15 protein-coding genes are annotated in these 14947 nt (G+C 62.6%); 9 read left to right on the top strand and 6 right to left on the bottom strand.

The genetic code is table 11. The annotated features are described in order from the left end of the window. Positions 1-76: 76 nt before the first annotated feature. On the bottom strand, positions 77-262 hold the full coding sequence (locus tag DFR38_RS21025) for a hypothetical protein (protein ID WP_146215967.1): 186 nt from the start codon (positions 260-262) through the stop codon (positions 77-79). Between the two features lie 315 nt (positions 263-577). Continuing rightward, on the bottom strand, positions 578-1630 hold the full coding sequence (locus DFR38_RS11440; protein ID WP_158527729.1) for an AraC family transcriptional regulator: 1053 nt from the start codon (positions 1628-1630) through the stop codon (positions 578-580). Between the two features lie 210 nt (positions 1631-1840). Here DFR38_RS11440 and DFR38_RS11435 point away from each other — a divergent pair, with 210 nt between their 5' ends. The 3 genes from DFR38_RS11435 (at position 1841) to DFR38_RS11425 (ending at position 3788) form a co-directional block, all read left to right on the top strand. Then, positions 1841-2344, top strand: a complete 504-nt coding sequence (locus DFR38_RS11435; protein WP_146215966.1) for a hypothetical protein — start codon at positions 1841-1843, stop codon at positions 2342-2344. 5 nt (positions 2345-2349) lie between these two features. Further along, positions 2350-3276 carry a DUF2145 domain-containing protein gene (locus DFR38_RS11430; protein ID WP_082693392.1) on the top strand — a complete coding sequence of 309 codons (927 nt, stop codon included), beginning with the start codon at positions 2350-2352 and terminating at the stop codon, positions 3274-3276. Between the two features lie 131 nt (positions 3277-3407). Beyond that, entirely contained in the window at positions 3408-3788 is a 381-nt protein-coding gene (locus tag DFR38_RS11425; protein WP_059285706.1) for a hypothetical protein, read from the top strand. A 72-nt stretch (positions 3789-3860) separates the two neighbouring features. Here DFR38_RS11425 and DFR38_RS11420 read toward each other — a convergent pair whose 3' ends face one another. After that, complete coding sequence (locus DFR38_RS11420; protein WP_082693393.1) at positions 3861-4766, bottom strand: DMT family transporter; 906 nt, start codon at positions 4764-4766, stop codon at positions 3861-3863. A 119-nt stretch (positions 4767-4885) separates the two neighbouring features. Between DFR38_RS11420 and DFR38_RS11415 the strand changes: the two genes are divergently transcribed. Next, positions 4886-5377, top strand: a complete 492-nt coding sequence (locus tag DFR38_RS11415; RefSeq protein ID WP_059285708.1) for an Lrp/AsnC family transcriptional regulator — start codon at positions 4886-4888, stop codon at positions 5375-5377. Positions 5378-5398: 21 nt separating this feature from the next. Here DFR38_RS11415 and DFR38_RS11410 read toward each other — a convergent pair whose 3' ends face one another. Both DFR38_RS11410 and DFR38_RS11405 read right to left on the bottom strand, forming a co-directional pair. Next, entirely contained in the window at positions 5399-6001 is a 603-nt protein-coding gene (locus DFR38_RS11410; RefSeq protein ID WP_059285709.1) for a CBS domain-containing protein, read from the bottom strand. Between the two features lie 314 nt (positions 6002-6315). After that, entirely contained in the window at positions 6316-7704 is a 1389-nt protein-coding gene (locus tag DFR38_RS11405; RefSeq protein WP_110313416.1) for an aminopeptidase P family protein, read from the bottom strand. A 695-nt stretch (positions 7705-8399) separates the two neighbouring features. On the opposite strand from DFR38_RS11405, the gene DFR38_RS11400 reads away from it, so the two are divergent. Continuing rightward, positions 8400-9515 (top strand): fimbrial protein, encoded by a 1116-nt coding sequence (locus DFR38_RS11400; protein WP_082693394.1) that lies wholly within the window; start codon positions 8400-8402, stop codon positions 9513-9515. Between the two features lie 50 nt (positions 9516-9565). On the opposite strand, the gene DFR38_RS11395 is transcribed toward DFR38_RS11400, so the two are convergent. Continuing rightward, complete coding sequence (locus DFR38_RS11395; protein ID WP_110313415.1) at positions 9566-10828, bottom strand: benzoate/H(+) symporter BenE family transporter; 1263 nt, start codon at positions 10826-10828, stop codon at positions 9566-9568. 112 nt (positions 10829-10940) lie between these two features. On the opposite strand from DFR38_RS11395, the gene DFR38_RS11390 reads away from it, so the two are divergent. From DFR38_RS11390 to DFR38_RS11375, 4 genes are all read left to right on the top strand, one after another. Then, the gene (locus DFR38_RS11390; protein WP_110313414.1) at positions 10941-12374 is read left to right on the top strand and encodes an aminotransferase-like domain-containing protein; all 1434 of its coding nucleotides are present in this window, start codon (positions 10941-10943) and stop codon (positions 12372-12374) included. Next, positions 12374-13474 carry an NAD(P)/FAD-dependent oxidoreductase gene (locus tag DFR38_RS11385; protein WP_059285712.1) on the top strand — a complete coding sequence of 367 codons (1101 nt, stop codon included), beginning with the start codon at positions 12374-12376 and terminating at the stop codon, positions 13472-13474. Before DFR38_RS11390 ends, DFR38_RS11385 begins: the two co-directional genes overlap by 1 nt. 7 nt (positions 13475-13481) lie before the next feature. Further along, positions 13482-14081 carry an MOSC domain-containing protein gene (locus DFR38_RS11380; protein ID WP_059285713.1) on the top strand — a complete coding sequence of 200 codons (600 nt, stop codon included), beginning with the start codon at positions 13482-13484 and terminating at the stop codon, positions 14079-14081. A 98-nt stretch (positions 14082-14179) separates the two neighbouring features. Next, positions 14180-14944 carry a DeoR/GlpR family DNA-binding transcription regulator gene (locus DFR38_RS11375; protein WP_059285714.1) on the top strand — a complete coding sequence of 255 codons (765 nt, stop codon included), beginning with the start codon at positions 14180-14182 and terminating at the stop codon, positions 14942-14944. The last annotated feature ends 3 nt before the right edge of the window (positions 14945-14947 follow it).

Here is a 14947-nt window from a genome sequence, read left to right as displayed (position 1 = left end):
GCAGTGAAAACACGCCCCCGCACCACGCCGCATGGCGGTGGTGTTGGGCTGCTGTCAGGGTCAGGAAAGCCTGGCGCTACACGCCGGGCGGACGGGCATGGCCGCACGGGCTGAGCCGTGCAGCCGGGTCATGGCACAGGAAGGAACTGCCGTGGCAGCGCGGGGAACAGTCCCCCTCCGGCAGCGTGCCGCTGTGTCGCAGCGACTGGCGCATGGTCGGGCATGGCGTCGCCGGGATGGCGACAGCGCAGGGTTTGCTCATGGTTTCTCCTCCGTTTTGTGTGATCGGACGTGGCATTGCCTATGGGCCGGGCAGCCGCGGGGCACTCTCCTGGCGAGGGAGAACTGGCCTTGGCAATGACAGCGAGTGGTCCGTCTTTTTTTATTCATTCTGCCAACAAGCGCCGCGGCGAAAAGATACATAGCGGTCAACTATGGGATAAATACGGCCAAAAATGGCCTGCCAACCGCGTGCAGGATGGCTCCCATCGCTTGGGACAGGCCATTCCGGACAGGGCAAACCCGTCCCCTGGCCGGCGCGCCAGCCGGGGCAGAACAAAGGGGTGCAAAGGCGGCGTCAGCGGCGCAAATCGGAGGGGCGCTTGCCGGTCCAGCGGGCAAAGGCATGGCGAAAGCTGGCGGCTTCGGCAAAGCCCAGCCGCTCGGCAATCATGCTGATGGACAGGCTGCTTTCCTGCAGCAGATGCAGTGCCTGCTGGTGCCGCGCCTGATCCAGCAGGGCCTGGAAGGAGGTGCCCAGCGCCGCCAGCTTGCGGCGCAGGGTGCGTTCGGACATATGCAGGTTGGTGGTCAGCTCGTCCAGCCGGGCAAAGCGTACCGGGTCGGACTGCATCAGCCGCAGCACCCGTGCCACCAGCGCCGAGCCATGGCTGCTGGCCCATTGCTGCTGCTGGCGCTGGCACTGTTCCAGCGCCATGTGAAAGCTGACCGCATCGGCCAGCGGCTGGGGCCGGTCCAGCCATTTGGCCGGAAACAGCAGCGCATTTTCCACCATGTCAAAACTGCCGGCCTGGCCGAAAATGGCCGGATAAAGCCCGGCATGCGCGGGTGGGGCAAAGCTCATGTGCACCGCCTTGGGCGACCAGCGCACCCCCATGCAGTCGCGGGCGATGGTCCACATCGAGGACAGACACATTTCGGCATTGAAGCTGAGCAAATCCGCGCGGTAGCGATAATCGTCGGCCAGCAGCCAGGCTTCCTTGCCACGCTCCTCCAGCCGCAGGGTAAAATAGCTGGCCAGCAGCAAGGGAAAGCGGATGGCGGTTTCCAGTGCCACGCGCAAGGTGGGGCTGACCAGCATGGTGTAACCCAGAATGCCGTAGTTGGAGGTATGCATGGCATGGCCCAGCCGCAGGCCAAGGGCATCGTCCTGCGACAGGCGCCGGGCCGTGTCGAACACGGTGAGTTCCTGATGATGGTTGATCAGCCGCGCCGGCTCCAGCAGGCGTTCCGGTGGAATGCCGCTGCCGGCCAGCAGCTCGGCCGCGGCAATGCCCTGTTCGGCCAGCACATTCACCGTGGACACGATGGCGTGCAGCGACACCGGCCGGCCGGCAGGGTTGTCGCCGCCGCACAGAACAAGGCTGTCCTTACCGGAAGACTGGGCCAAGCGGTTTTCCTCGTGTTTTGCATGCAATGGCCTGATCTTGCCGCCCGGATAGCCGCCACACAAGCCAGGCGGGCGGGTGGCCGATCAATTTTTGTAAATCTGCTTGTGCCAGGCCGCCGCCACTGGGAACAATAGCCCGGCACATGCAGTCTACCGTTGCCACAGCCGGCTTGACCGACAGCCTGTTCAGCGCAGGAGGCCACTGCTGCAATGACTTTTCTCACCGCAAGATTTCGCACCGTGATAGATAACGCCAAGACCATGACCCATCTGAAGAAAACCATTGCCGGCACCCTGCTGCTTAGCCTGGGCCTGCTGTGTGCGTCGGCACAGGCTGCCGTCTCCCTGCTTTCCGTCTCTGACAGCGTCAGCGCCACGGTGGGCAGCATTTCCACCTCCTTGCAGAACTCCTCCAAGGCTGTTGGCAAGATTGCCGAAGGCGACTACAAGGTGGTGGCCGTGGCCCAGGCCGAGCAAGCGGGCAAAACCCAGCTCACCCTGGTACCGGTGGCTGCCGCCAACAATACCGAACCGTTCAATCTGTTCGTGGCCCAGGCGGATGTGAAGCATAGCGGCGTGGAAACCGGCCAGATCGTGCATGCGCAGAAGCAAGCCTATGGCCTGGTGTTTGCCCGCGCCGACAACCAGCAGCCGTTTGCCCTGCTGCTGGATCAGGCCTGGAAATCCGAAGTACAGCCCAAAGTGGTGTCCTGATCCTGTTGCACCGTTACACCGGCCGAGGTCTGCAAGCCCTGCTGCTGGCAGGGCTGCTGGCCTTGGCGGCCACACTGGCCAACGCTGCGGCGGCATCGTCCTTGATGTTCTGCGAGCAGGCCTCACAGCAAAGCGTGGCACGCAAGAGCGAGCTGCTGCTGTTCAGCCAGCAGGTGCGCCAGCTGCTGGATGAATCCGGCCATCAGGCGGCCATCATCTCCCGCTCCGGGCTGGATCTGGAACGCTTTCACATCCGCCTGTCGCATGCCGGCATCAGCCTGCGCAACAATCCCAATACGCCATGGTCGGTACGCCAGCTCTACTACGCGTGTGACGAACAGCGTCCGCATTTGTACGACCAGGGCCTGCCCGGTTTTCTGATCGACCAGCCGCAAGGCAGCAATGTCTATCTGTCCATCCTGCTGTTGCCGGCCAAACAGGAAGCACAACTGGTGGAGGCCGCACTGGACAACAAGCTGTCGCTGCAGCTGCTGGGGGCGGACTACAGCGCCAATGCCTATCCCTTCTCCACCCGCTACCAGAACTGCAACCAGTGGCTGGTGGAGCTATTGGCCCACGCCTGGGGGCAATTGCCGCGTGCAGGCGATGGCCGCAGGCAGGCACAGGACTGGCTGCAACAACAGGGCTACCGCCCGGATACCGTCGATGTGAAACACCGCTACATGGTGTGGGCGGCCAATGTGGTGCCGCTGGTGCATAATGGTGACCACCCGGACAGCGAACTGGCGGCAAACCGCTATCAGGTGAGCCTGCCCGCGGCCATTGAAGGTTTTGTGCGCCAGCAGGCCGCCGGAACCGAACGTATACAGGTATGCCTGCGTGGCAAGACCCTGGTCACCCACCATGGCTGGGACGACATGGCGGATGATTGCCAGCCGGCCGAGGGTGACACCGTGCAACAGCTGGACTAGGCAGTGGCCGGGCGCAAGCCAGCGCGCTTAACCTTTCTTTACCCGATCTTTACCTCCACCCCCCTCATGTCGTCGCTGCGCCATGCCGATAATGAAGCATCCGATCATCATTTGTATGCAGCGAGACCGTGATGGATATCAGCAAAGCAAACGCGGTAAACAATAGCGGCACCAGCACACTGAGCGCTAACGGCCAGACTGCCGCCAGGGCGGGCAAAGCCAGCAACACGCTGGACAGCGATGGCAAGGCGGCAAGCGCCTCGCCCTCCACCATCGTGAAACTGCAAAGCAAGGGCAAGGCGGATGAGGCCAGCAGCGACAGCAATGCAGCCAGCACGGATGACAACGCGCCATCCGCCGTCAAATCCTTTACCTACGGTGTGCTTAACCTGCCCGACCCGGCGGCCGAGCCCGCCCCGGCAACGCCCCAGTCCGACAACAGCTATTTCACTGCCGGACGCTGGGCGGCGGCGGCGGTCACCGTCGGCACGCTGATTTCGCTGGTGGTTTGAGTCCGCATCCCACTGCATCGTCAACATGCAAAAGGCCGCTTTGCAGCGGCCTTGTTGTTTCGCCAGCCCGGTTCAGCGCCGGGCAATCAGCACAATCCCCGCCCCCACCAGCAGCATGCCGGCCAATTCGCGCGCCAAAGGCCACTCTCCCAATTGCACTGCGGCCATGGCCACCGCCAGCAGCGGAATCACCAGCGCGTTGAAACTGAGCGTGCTGGCCGGCAAGCGCTTGAGCAGCCACAGCCAGGCCAGCCAGCCCACCGCGCTGGACAACACCCCGGCATACAACAGACCCAGCACAAAACTGCCGGACCAGTGGATATGGGCAAAATCCGCCCACGGCCACAGCGCCAGAATGGGCAGCAAGCCAATCAAGGCTTGCCAGGCCGAAAAATTCAGGCTATCGAGCTGGCCACAGCGCGTCGCCCGCTTGCTCAGTACCGAACCGAGCGCCCAGAAGAAACCGGCCAGCACCGCCAGCAGCATGGGCAGCACACCGCCATGCAGCTGCCAGGGCGCCACAATCAGCATCAGCCCGACAAAACCGGCCAGCAGCGCCTGCCGGGTACGACGGCCAAACGGTTCGGCCAATAGCCAGCGCGATAGCAAGGCCACCCAGAACGGCATGGTGAACACCAGCACCGAGGTCCGCCCCGCCGCCCCCGCCACCAGCGCCAGGGTAATGGACAGGCTGTACAGGCAGGTGGTGCTCAGCCCCACTTGCGCCGCCTGCATCAGCCGCTGCGGCCGGATGGCACGGCCACGCGCCAGCAGCACGCCAAACAGGGTCAGGCTGCCCAGCGTGGTGCGCAAAATCAGATGGGTAATGGGCGTGGTGGCCTGCAAGGTCTGCTTCATCACCACATAGTTGTAAGCCCACAGCGTCACCAGCGCGGCAAACAGCAGCATGGGCAGCCAGCGTGCTGAGGCGGCGCTGCGGGACAGGAAGGGGTTAAGGGTGGTAGTGGAAGCCGACATGGTGCATCTCCGATGGATGCTGCCAGTGTAAGCAGCACGCCAGCTTGCACCGCTGCGTTTTACTGCGTCAGAATGCACACAAACTGATGATTTTGAATATTCAATGCAGGAAAACTGATATGGCGGATGAAAAACAGCTGGATAGCTACGACCGCAAGCTGCTGGCGCTGTTGCAGGAAGACGCGCGCCGCACCCACGATGAACTGGCCGAAGCCGTCAGCCTGTCGCCTACCGCGGTTACCCGGCGGCTGAAACGGCTGCGCAGCGAGGGCATCATCCGCCGCGAGGTGGCCCTGGTGGACCCGGCCGTGCTGGGGCGACCATTACGGCTGGTGGTGAATGTGATTCTGGAGCGCGAGCGCATTGCGCTGGTGGATGCCTTCAAGCAGGCCATCCGCGCCGCGCCGGAAGTGGTGGAGTGCTACCACGTGACCGGGCGGCCGGACTTTGTGCTGGTGGTGCTGGTACGCGACATGGGCGATTACGAGCGCTTTTGCCGCGAGCACATCATGAGCAATGACAATGTGCGCGAGTTTGAATCGCTGGTGGTGATGGAAACCACCAAGTACAGCACCGCCGTACCACAAGACACGGCGGGCGAAGGTAGCTGAAACCCCGGCCCGCCCGCGGGGCTAGCCCTCGTGCAGCAGCGCGTGCTGGATTTCCGACAGTGCCTGCGGCACGCGCATGAAGTTGAGCGGCATGCCCAGCCGCCGTGCCATGTGCGAAGTTGAGAACATGCCGCACAGCTGGTAATGGCCGGTGTTCAGGTCCAGCTCGGCCACCAGCGCATGCTGCCGCCCCTGCTGCTTGAGCGTGGCCACCATGTGGCCGACGGTGGCGTGCTGCACATCGGCCAGCGACAGCATTTCCAGTTCGCTGCGCGGCGTCATCACATCGCGCACCAGCACTTCATCATGGCGCTTGCCATGTTCCAGCATGCACTGCACCGGGCGCTCACCCAGAATATCCGACGCGGTGATCAGGCCCACCAGCCGGCTGTCCTCATCCTGCACAAACAGCAGGCGGATGCCGCGGCTGATCATCAGGTTATGCGCGTGACGCAGGATTTCATCCTCGCCAATGCTGACCGGATCGATGATGCGCAGGTCGGTCATCACCTCCAGCGCCGGGCTTTTCAGATTGATGGGACGCAGCGGACGCTGGTCCAGGTGCACCAGGTCGGTATGTTTGGGCATGGCCATGGATGGCAGCGCTTGAAATGAAGTTTCCATGTGACTCTCCAGCTGGATCGATGTTGTTGTCTGGCCAGACGGCGAGGCCTGGTCACAGTGGCACGACAGGCTGGCTGTCGCGTCGCTGACGGGCTGGACCGGCGCTGTCTCCCCCGCTACGGTCCAGATTTCATTCTAGGCAGGATTTTCCGGATGCAAGGCCGCTGTTCGCAGCATGCTGCAAATTTGTGTTGCAGCCCTCTGCGGATGAATGGCCGGGCGAAACATGCCGGGCAGCGGGCGGCCAGCAGTACGGCACAAACAAAAACCGCCCCTCGGGGCGGTTGGCATGTCTGGCACAGCAAATGCCACGGTCACTGCTGCATGATGGCTTCCAGCTCTTCCACGGTTTTGGGAATCGGCTCGCCCAGCACCCGGCTGCCGCTTTCCGTCACCAGCACATTGTCCTCGATACGGATGCCGCCAAAACCAGTCATCTCGGCAAAACGGGCGTAGTTGATGTACTGGCTGTGGCGGCCTTCGGCCTGCCAGGCGGCGATCAAGGCCGGAATGAAATAAATGCCCGGCTCCACCGTCAGCACCATGCCGGCTTTCAGCGCCTTGCCCAGCCGCAGATAGCCCAGGCCGAACAGCGGGCTGCGCTGCACGCTGTCGTCATAGCCCACCAGATCCTCGCCCAGACCTTCCATATCGTGCACATCCATGCCGATCTGATGGCCCAGGCCATGCGGGAAGGCGATGGCATAGGCACCGGATTCGACAATCTCCTCCACCGGGCCATGGAAGAAGCCCAGTTCGCTCATGCCCTGCACCATCACCTGCGCCGCCAGCTTGTGCACATCCAGATAGCGCACGCCGGGCTTGATGGCGGCAATGGCCTGCAACTGCATGTCCAGCACGATGTTGTACAACTTACGCTGTTGCTGGTTGAAACGCCCGCCCACCGGGAAGGTACGGGTGATGTCACTGGCGTAGCCACCACCCGAGGTACAGCCGGTGTCGTTCAATACCAGGTCGCCCTTTTGCAGCACATTATCGTGGGCATGGTTGTGCAGCACCTCGCCGCGGCGCGAGAAAATGGACGGGTAAGCCAGCTGCCAGTCGTGGCGGCGCATGATGCCTTCCATGATGCCCACCACCTGATGCTCCACCACGCCGGGGCGCGAGGACTGCATGGCCGCCACATGCATGGCACCGGTCACCGCCAGCGCGGCTTCCATTTCCGCCACCTCTTCCGCGCTCTTGATTTCGCGCAGCGCCACCACGGCACGGGTCAGCTGTGGCGAAAAACCGCCAGCCACCTCGGCCGGATGCACCTGCAGCAGGCGGCCCAGCTCCAGCCGGGTTTCGCCGCGATACGGGGCCAGGTAGTGAATCGTCCGCCCGGCAGCCCGTGCAGCGGCCAGCACCTGCTCCAGCGCGGCATAGGGCTGGCTGTGGCTGATGCCGGCACGCGCGGCGCGCTCGGCCAGCGTGGGCTGCGGGCCGGTCCACACGATGTCGGCCACTTCCGGATCATTGCCGAACAAGGTGGTGCTGCCAGCCGCCGTGTCGATCAGCGCCGCCATGCCCGGCTGGTTCTGGCCAAAGAAGTAGCGAAAGCTGGAATCCTGCACAAAGGGAAAGATGTTGTCGTGGTAGTTCATCGGCGAATCCACATTGCCGACGAACAGCAGCAGGCTGCCCGGCAGGGACTGTTGCAGCGCCGTGCGGCGTTGCAGATAGGTAGCGGCAGAAAACATCGTGTTCACTCCTTTTTCAACCATGTCAGCCGTGCCAACGGCACCCGGACGGCATTTTATGGCCGATATCGCACTGACTGGAAAATTGTATACAGAATGACCACTGTACACGGCAGGCCGGGACATGACCAGCTTCCCACCCCGCGGCAAGCGCTGCCGACCCAGGCAAAGCAGGGTGTCACCACCCAGAGCACGCCCGATGCATCGGCCCTGTTGCTGCAAAAATCATCAAGCATGCTTTAGAAATGAGCCTGCCAGCCCTGGCCAAGCTATGCCGACGCCAGCCATCGCGGGGCAGGACAGAAAGGCAGAACAGCGCAGCCGTTTTTTACGGCTGTCGCGGCCAATATCCGCAGGATTATCTGGCTTCCCTTTAAAAAGAGCCTTGATTATCCGCTGCGCTTTTAGCGCAGCCAATAAAATGGCATGACAAGCCTGATGCAAGGTACAAGGTGCAAGACCGCGGCAATACTTGCTTGCGCTGATTATTCGACCAGCCAGCGGAGAAATGCATACAGGGCAAACCCGAAAAATGGTCAGTTGTCTCCAAATAGAAAATCGCATATTAAAACGCTAATTACTCGCCAAATATATTATAAATCTGAACTATCCATTTAGCTAAAAGAAAGTTCCCAGTACGCACTGATCATTTTATTTTACCCTGTCGACGGGTTTATTTTTTGGGATCTTGCCAAATGAAACACTGCCGTGATTCCGCAAGAATGATCATCCGCAATAGTCTGCCCAGCAGCCAGGCCGCAGACCCGGTCAGTCATAAAATATTCAAAAAAATCTTCTTGGTCCTGGCTGGCCTTCTTGCCTTGCACTCTGCCACTGCCTTCGCTTACTGCATCGACCCGCTCGGCGGTAAGATCGTTTTTCCGTCATTCAAATTCAATGCCAACAGCATTCCCATCAATGGCAAAATTGGCAATGAAATCATCTCTGGCGATATCCCTGTGGCACAATGCGGCTCTCCCGACCTCAGACGCATTTTTTGGATATGGGGCCTGACATCCCATTACGTCACAAGCATCAATGGCCGCAATATTTACCGGACAAACACCGCGGGAGTGGGATTTTCCTTTGGCTTTGAGCCAGGCAATTTTTGCCAGTCCAATGGTACGACCTGGTTGGCCGGGGGGAGTAATAACCAAGCCCAATACGCATGCGAAGACACCGTCAATAGCGCACGTCGCTATGACTATCTTGGTCGCTTTCATTTTCAATTGTATAAAATCGGTAATATAGCCAATATCGACAATAACACCATCTCATTCCCCACCGGTTACGGCTTATATGTCCACTACTACCAGACCGAATGGAACCGGCCAACTGGCGGCTTTCTCGTCACACCCCGCACTTCAGCGTTTACCATTACCGCCGACAGCTGCACCCTGCAAAACCTCAGCCCGGCCACCGTCAATCTGCCACCAATCGATGTAAGGCGACTGCCTGCACTGGGTAGCACGGCAGGTAATGTACCTTTCAGCATCACCGTCAACTGCCCCTACCCCACCAGCCTGAGCATTACCTTTACCGACAATAATAAAATTGGCCAAACCAGCAATATTCTTAGCGCAGCATCGACATCAAGCAGCAAAGGACTGGGCCTGCAATTGCAACATAATCAAAAAATAATCAGCTTTGGACCAGACTCCTCCGAACCCGGCACCATCAATCAAATCGTTCTTAATAACAAGCTGACCGGCCCGCAGACCTTTACCTTTACGGCATCCTATATCCGCACCGGTCCGATCACCCCGGGCATGCTCTCCGCAGCGGCCACCTTCACCCTGTCCTATCAATAAAAATGGCCGCTTGCTGCTGCAGGCGGCCATTGTCTTGTCTGACTCAACGCTCAGTTTTTGCCCTGTATCACCGGCTTGCTGGCCGGCGTGCTTTTGGGGCGCGCCTTCAGCAGCCAGGACACACTGCCACCGGCCAGTACCGCCCACAGCGGTGAGCCCAGCCCGGCGATGGTGACACCGGATGCCGCCACCACAAAGGTAAGCAAGGCCGCTTCGCGGTGGCCCTCGTCCATCAGCGCCGCGGTAAGCGATGAGGCCAGCGTACCAAACAGCGCCAGCCCGGCGGCCGTTACCACCAGCGCCTTGGGCAAGAGCAGCACCAGGCCAGCCAGCGCGCCGCCGGCAATGCCCAGCACGATGTACAACGCCCCGCACACCAGCCCGGCCATGTAACGGCGCTGCGGGTCGGGGTGGGCTTCCGGCCCGGTACAGATGGCGGCGATGATGGCCGCCAGCGTCACACCATGCCCGCCCAGCGGCGCGGTGATGACCGAAGCCAGCCCCAGCACGGTGACCGGCGAGCGCGCCGGGATGTGGTAACCAGAGGCCGACAACACCGCCATGCCGGGCAGAAACTGGCTGGTGAGCGCCAGCAAGGCCAGCGGCAAAGCCAGGTTGACGAAGGCCGTCCACGACCATTGCGGCATGGTAAACAGCGGGCCGCTGCTACCCTGCCAGCTGCCGCCCGTGCCATACATGCCTTGCCAGCTGGCAATGGCCAGGCCCAGGCCAATGGCGGCCAGCAGCGCAAAGCGCGGAAACAGCTTGCGGCCAATGAAGAACAGCACCGTCATCGGCACCACCAGCAGCGCCTGCTGGCTGGCGGCAGCGGCCACATCGGCGACAAAGTGGAAGAGGATGCCACCCAGCATGGCGGCAGCCAGCGAGGCCGGAAAGATCTTCATCAGCTTGTCGAAGGCACCACTCACCCCCACCAGGGTGACCATGACGGCGGCGGCGAGAAACGCCCCCACCGCCTCGCCATAGGGCACACCAGGCAAGGCGGCCAGCAGCAGGGCGGCACCGGGTGTACTCCAGGCGGTAATCACCGGCACGCGCCAGCGCAGCGTCAGCCAGATACCGGCCACACCAGAGGCAATGGACACCGCCCATACCCAGGAACCCAGCTGGGCCGCACTCAGCCCGGCCGACTGGGCGGCATGCACAATAATAAGAAAGGGGCCGGAATACCCCACCAGCAGCGCAAGCACTGCGGCAAGGCCGGCCGAAGGCGAGAAATGCGACCAGCTGAACGGCACACGATCAGCATGCGTCGGGCTGGCAGGAGACTCGCGCGGGGAAAGGGTGGACATGGATGACTCCAGATGCGTTGATGGGTACAGGCTAGAGCAAGCCGGCCCATCTGCCTTCCCACAGCGGCCACAAACAGCGTAGACTGGGCTGAATCTGTTATATAGAACAGCAATGACCGATCTTCCGCTTTATCTGCATATCGCCCACCAGCTACAGGCAAGGCTGGACAGCGGCGAATGGCCACCGGGCAGCCGCCTGCCGGCGGTGCGCCGACTGGCGGCCGAGCACGGCGTCAACACCCTGACCGCACTGGCGGCCTACCGTCATCTGGAAGAACAACAACGCGTGGTGGCACGGCCGCGCAGCGGCTTTTTTGCCGCGCTGCCACGCCATGTCGCCAGCGGTACGACGGCGCCGCCCGGCCCCACCGCGGCGGCACTGGTGGATGTCGACAGCCGCATGAGCCAGCTGATCCGCCTGTCGGCCTCGTCCATCCGCCAGCAACTGCATATGGCCGAGGCGCACAGCAGCCTGTACCCGGCGCAGGAGCTGTCACGCCGCATGCAGCTGCTGCTGGCGCGCCAGCCCGAGCTGATCGGCGCCTACCTGCCCACCGCCGACCAGCAGCAGCTGCAGCAGCAGATACGGCGGCTGGCCGCCAGCTGGCAACTGGACATCCCTACCGACCATATCCTGTTTACCCAGGGCATTACCGAAGCCATCAGCCTGTCGCTGCGTCACCTCACCCGGCCGGGCGACGTGGTGGCGGTGGAAACCCCGGTGTACTTCGGCCTGCTGCAAACCCTGCAGATCCTGGGGCTGAAGGCGCTGGAAATACCCTGCACGCCGGATGCCGGGCTGTCGCTGGAGGCGCTGGAATTTGCCCTGCGCCACGGTGCACCGGTGAAATGCCTGGTGACGGTGACCAATTTCCAGAACCCCACCGGCGCGCTGATGCCGGACGACAACAAGAAACGCCTGCTGCAACTGGCCCGCCGCCACGGCCTGACCATCATCGAAGACGATGTGTTCGGCGAGCTGTACTTCGGCGCGCAGCACCCCACACCGCTCAAGGCCTGGGACCGCGACGGCGAGGTGATTTACTGTTCGTCCTTCACCAAGAGCTTTGCCCCGGCCTTCCGCCTGGGCTGGCTGTCCGGTGGCCGCCACCATGCGGCACTGGAGCGGCTGCGTGAAAGCAGCAGCCTGGTCAGCCCGGCCATCCTGCTGGCGGTGTTGTCCGAGGTGCTGGCCAGCGGCGATTACGCCCGCATCAGCCAGCGCATCCGCCAGCAACTGAAGCAACAGATGGACGCCCTGGCCGATGCCGTGCTGGCGGCTTTTCCGCGCGGTACCCGCGTGCGACGGCCACAGGGCGGCATGCTGCTATGGGTGGAAGGCCCGGAAGGGCTGGACAGCCAGGCCATGCTGGAAACGGCCCTGGCGCGCTCCATCAGCTTTGCCCCCGGCCTGGTGTTCTCGGCTGAACCGCGTTTTGCCCATTGCCTGCGCATCAATTGCGGCCAACCCTGGTCCACCCAGCTGGCGGAAGACATCCGCACCCTGGGCTGGCTGGCCAGCGAACAACTGGCCGGGAGCCGCTGATGGACACACTGGATTGTGTAGTCATTGGTGCTGGCGTGGTGGGGCTGGCCATTGCCCGCCAGCTGGCCATGGCCGGGCGCGAGGTGATGATTTGCGAAGCCGAAGCGCAGCCCGGCCAGCACACCAGCAGCCGTAACAGCGAAGTGATTCACGCCGGGCTGTACTACCCCACTGACAGCCTGAAGGCGCGGCTATGCCTGCAAGGCCGCGACCTGCTGTACCGCTACTGTGCCGAGCGGCACATTCCACACCAGCGTATCGGCAAGCTGCTGCTGGCCCACAGCGCCGCCGATCTGCCGCGCTTGCAGGACATTGCCCGCCGCGCCGCCGCCAATGGCGTGGACGATCTGCAATGGCTGGACGCTGCCGGGGTGCGAGCGCTGGAACCGGCACTGAGCGCCCATGCCGCCTTGCTCTCCCCCTCCACCGGCATCGTCGACAGCCATGCCTTGCTGCAAGCCCTGCTGGCCGATGCCGAAGCCCACGGCGCACAGCTGGCCTGTCATTCGCCGGTGAGCGGCGGGCGTACCCTGCCACAGGGGCTGCTGCTGGAGATTGCCGGCATGCCCATACAAGCCCGGCTGGTGATCAATGCCGCCGGGCTATGGGCAGCGTCAGTTGCCACCAATATCGCCGGTGTTCCACGTGAAACCATCCCGGCCGCCCATTACGCGCGTGGCGTGTATTTCAGCCTGAGCGGGCGTTCGCCGTTCTCGCGGCTGATTTATCCGCTGCCGGAAGCGGGCGGGCTGGGCTGCCACCTGACGCTGGATCTGGCCGGACAGGCGCGCTTCGGCCCGGATGTGGAATGGATAGATGGCGTGGACTACCGGCAGGACCCGGCACGCGCCGCTGCTTTTTATCACAGCATCCGTCGCTGGTGGCCGCAGCTGGCGGACGATGCGCTACAGCCCGCCTATGCCGGGGTGCGCCCCAAGCTGGTGGGGCCGGGCATGGCCGATGCCGACTTTGTCATCCAGGGCCCGGCCGAGCATGGCGTGGCCGGGCTGATCAACCTCTACGGCATCGAATCCCCCGGCCTGACCAGCTGCCTGGCACTGGCCGAGGCGGTGACTGCCCTGGCCAATCAACACCGATGAGACCGACATGAGCGACAGCCTCACCCTGCATTCCATCAATCTGGCCACGGTCAGCCCCATGCTGATCGAGGGCCGCCGCATCATGAGCGGCATCAACAAGCTACCCGTCAGCACCCTGCTCCGCCCCACCGCCATTACGCTGGGCAAGCTGGGACTGGCCGGCGACGAACAGGCCGACCCCACCGTGCACGGCGGGCTGGCCAAGGCCATCTACGCCTATCCGCTGGAGCACTACCCCTTCTGGGAGCAAGCCTGCCAGCAGCATGGCTCGCGCCACGCCGGTACCACACTGCACCACGGCATGCTGGGGGAGAACCTCACCATCAGCGGCCTGCTGGAACAGGATGCCTACGTGGGGGATGTGCTGGAATTTGCCGACTGCCGGCTGCAGATTACCGAGCCGCGCCAGCCCTGCTTCAAGTTCCAGGCCCACATGGACATGCGCCTCGCCGTCAAGCTGATGGCGCAAAGCGGCCATTGCGGCTTTTATCTGGCGGTGTTGCAAAGCGGCACGCTACGCGCCGGGGAATCCTGCCGCATCCTGCCCGGCCCGCGACAGCTGAGCATTGCCGAAGCCTTCCGCCGCAGGCTGCGCCGGCTGGATTGAAGCCCTGACAGCGATGGACAACATTTGGCGAAATGCGCCGCTCATGTAGAATCAGACAGCCTCCAACACTGCTGCATACAGACAAACGACCCGCCACCATGATCATTCTCAATCAGCGCCAGCAGGAACTGCTGGGCATCGTCCATCGCGAAAGCTATGTCACCGTGGAAAAGCTGGCCGCCCATTTTGGCGTCACCCACCAGACCATACGCCGCGACATTGCGCTGATGGCGGAACACCAGCTGCTGCAGCGCTATCACGGCGGCGCCAGCGTGCTGTCCAGCGTGGAAAACGTGGCCTACAACGCCCGCCAGGTGCTGTGCATCGAGGAAAAACGCCGGCTGGCCGAGCTGCTGGCCAGGCAGATTCCCGACAATGCCTCCTTGTTCATCAATATCGGCACCACCACCGAAGAAGTGGCCAAGGCGCTGCACCGCCATCGCGGCCTGCGGGTCATCACCAACAACCTGCACGTGGCCGACATGATGGCCGACTACCCGGATTGCGAAGTCATCGTGCTGGGCGGCGTGCTGCGCAAGCGCGACCGCGGCATCACCGGCGAAGCCACGGTGCAGCTGATCCGCCAGTTCAAGGTGGATTACGGCATCATCGGCATTTCCAGCATTGAAAACGATGGCGTGCTGCGCGATTACGACTATCGTGAAGTACGCACCTCGGAAGCCATCATCCAGCAATCGCGCCAGGTGCTGCTGGCGGCGGACCATTCCAAGTTTGGCCGCCCGGCACTGGTGGAACTGGGCCATCTGTCCCAGGTCCATGCCTTGTTTACCGACAAGCCGGTGCCAGCGGAAATGGAAGCGGTGATTGCCGAAGCCGGCACCCAGCTGTTTGTGGCCGGCTGACCC

This window comes from Aquitalea magnusonii (genome assembly GCF_003202035.1).
Classification (GTDB): domain Bacteria; phylum Pseudomonadota; class Gammaproteobacteria; order Burkholderiales; family Chromobacteriaceae; genus Aquitalea; species Aquitalea magnusonii.
Note: the sequence above shows the minus strand (reverse complement) of the source record. Positions and strands in the feature narration are given on the sequence as shown.